1 protein-coding gene is annotated in these 2,535 nt (G+C 55.1%); it reads left to right on the forward strand.

Annotated features, from left to right (window positions below; all coding sequences use genetic code 11):
• The first annotated feature begins 315 nt into the window (after positions 1 to 315).
• Complete coding sequence (locus tag HY768_11790; GenBank protein MBI4727874.1) at positions 316 to 2,412, forward strand: hypothetical protein; 2,097 nt, start codon at positions 316 to 318, stop codon at positions 2,410 to 2,412.
• Positions 2,413 to 2,535: the final 123 nt, after the last annotated feature.

Genomic DNA, 2,535 nt, shown 5'->3' on the forward strand with positions numbered 1-2,535 from the left:
TCGCCACTGATTTTCCCGTGCAACTGTACAATCCGCTCTGGCGTCTGTTCCTGCCCCCCGCCGATTATGCCCGCTTCAGGGCGGAGCCTAATCCATTCAGACCTCGCAAATCAGAGTTCAGCGAGGCGTCCGGTGTGCCCAATTGACGCTATTCCGCAATAAAACTGGACATTCAGGCATAACAAATAGTTGGACAGTATTTTCTTCATATCTTTGTTTTTAAAAATTTAATAATAAAATTTGTATAATTTTATTTAATATTAGCCTTCCCTGTGGTAGTATCGGTCATCTCGTTAACCACTGCGCAGGTGACCCATGCAACAGCAAGTACTGTTTAAGGACGAAAAGCAAAAGGGGGCTCGATTTGAGCTGGGCGCGGGCCTGACTTTGGAAGCAATTGACAGAGGCGGGAAGCAAGCCGGGGCGGTCATCCTTTACCGGCAAGGGGTCTTCATCAAGAAAGCCGATCTTTCCGACGCAGTGGCCAGGCGGCTTTTTATTGTCGAGGCAGTTGAGTTGGGCGCCGGCAAGTCGCGGTTGGCCGTGGCGCTGGGCATCAGCCGCCAGAGCATCCATAACCAGATCGAAATCAAGAAGCATTTTGGCCAGGAGGGGTTGATCCAGGGCTACAACCCGGCGGCAAGCAAAAGCAGGCGCCGGCAGCGCCAGTTGCACCAGCAAGAGCGCGGCAGTGGCAACAAGTCCGTGGAGGTAGCGCAAATCCGGGCAAGAGAACGTGAAGAGCGGGAGGCCAAGCAGCTCAAGCTTGAGTTTTCCTTCACCGCTGGCCGGCAGCGGGTGGAGGCGGCCGAGCAGCCCTTTGCCGAGGAGCATGACTGGGAGGCCAGCCGTTATGCCGGGGCGTTTCTGTATCTGATGGCCCTGGCCAAGCAGTGGAACTGGCTTGAGCTGGTGATGGGCTATTTTGGGGCGGCCTACAAGATCTTCATGGTCTTTGTCTTGATGGCGGCCGCCAATATCGGCTCCATCGAGCAGTTGAAGAATGTGCGGGTACGCGAAGCCGGCATCGTGCTGGGGATAAGGCGGGTTGCCTGCAAGCCGATAGTTTGGGAGTGGTTTTATAGCGCGGCACAGTTACAGGTCTCGCAGTTTTTACGGGCGGATTTTTTTCGCTATCAGCTCCGCGCCGGCCTGGTTGGGCTCTGGATGTGGTTTTGTGATGGCCATCTTTTGCCATACACCGGCAAGCATCAGCTCCGCTCGGCCTACAACACGCAACGGCGCATGCCGGTACCCGGTCGGACCAACATGGTGAGCTGTGATGGCAGCGGCCGGGTGGTGGATTTTGAGATACAGGAAGGCAAGGGGGATCTTCGTGCACATATAGTGGCATTAGGGAAGAAATGGGCCGGCGAAGTGTCACGCCGGCCAGTCATGGTATTTGACCGGGAGGGCAGTGGCGAGGAGTTTTTCGCAAGCCTTGTCAAGGAGAGGACCCCCTTTGTGACCTGGGAAAAGCATGCCGACGCCGACAAACTTGCAGCCCTTGAAGAGAGCAGGTTTATCACGGAGTTTATCTTCAATGGCAAGCAGTACGGTGTCTTTGAGGAGGAAAAGAGCTTCACCGTCGGCCCGCAACCCGGTGAGACGCAAGGCCATGAGGTGACGCTCAGGCGCATCTACGTGTGGAACAAGACCAGCAAACGCAGAGCAAGCGGACTTGCCTGGAGCGGCACCATGAATATGAGCACGCAAGAGTGCGCGCAAGCGATCTTGAGCCGCTGGGGGGCCTCTGAAAATACATTCAAGCACCTCAATGATCGCCATCCATTCCATTATCATCCTGGTTTCAAGTTGGTGGAAAGCGATCGCCAGGACATTGCCAATCCGGAGATCAAGAGGAAGGAGAACCTTATCGCCGGGATCAAGAACGGACTCAACAAGCTTTACAAGAAGCTGGTAAAAGCCAAGGCGGCCACGAAGAAGGACGGCACGCCTCGCGGCAACAGTGTCAGGCAACGGCTGGAGAGCACCATCGCCGGACAAGAGTCCGCGCTCGCAACTGCCCAGGAAGAAAAAAAACTGCTGCCGGAGCGTGTAGATGTCTCAGGCCTTGAGAATTACAAATCGATCAAGCGGGTTGACGATGAGGGAAAATATCTGTTTGATTTTGTGACAGCTTCGGTCTGGAATGCCCGCAAGCAGATGGTAGACTGGCTACGGCCGCACTTCGATGCGGAAAATGAACTGGTGGATCTGTTTTATGCAATCACCAATTGCCAGGGCTGGATCAGATCAACCAAGACAGAGGTCACGGTACGGCTTGAGCCGTTGCAGCAGCCCAGACGGCGGCTCGCCCAGGAGCAACTCTGCCGCAGGTTGACAAACCTCGGTGCCCGCACCCCCGCCGGGAAGTGGCTTGTAGTTGAAGTCGGTGAGGGGCCAGTATGAGTGTCCAAAAAAAAGGCCGGTTTTGTCGGCCTGTTGTCGAGGTCTGGATTGATCGGAGAAAGAAAAATGATCGCGCCGCCAGCCATCCCGCAGAGGATAACGATCAAAAATAATTGATGGACA

It is taken from the genome of candidate division TA06 bacterium, assembly GCA_016208585.1.
In the GTDB taxonomy this organism is placed as follows: Bacteria; Edwardsbacteria; AC1; order AC1; family EtOH8; genus UBA5202.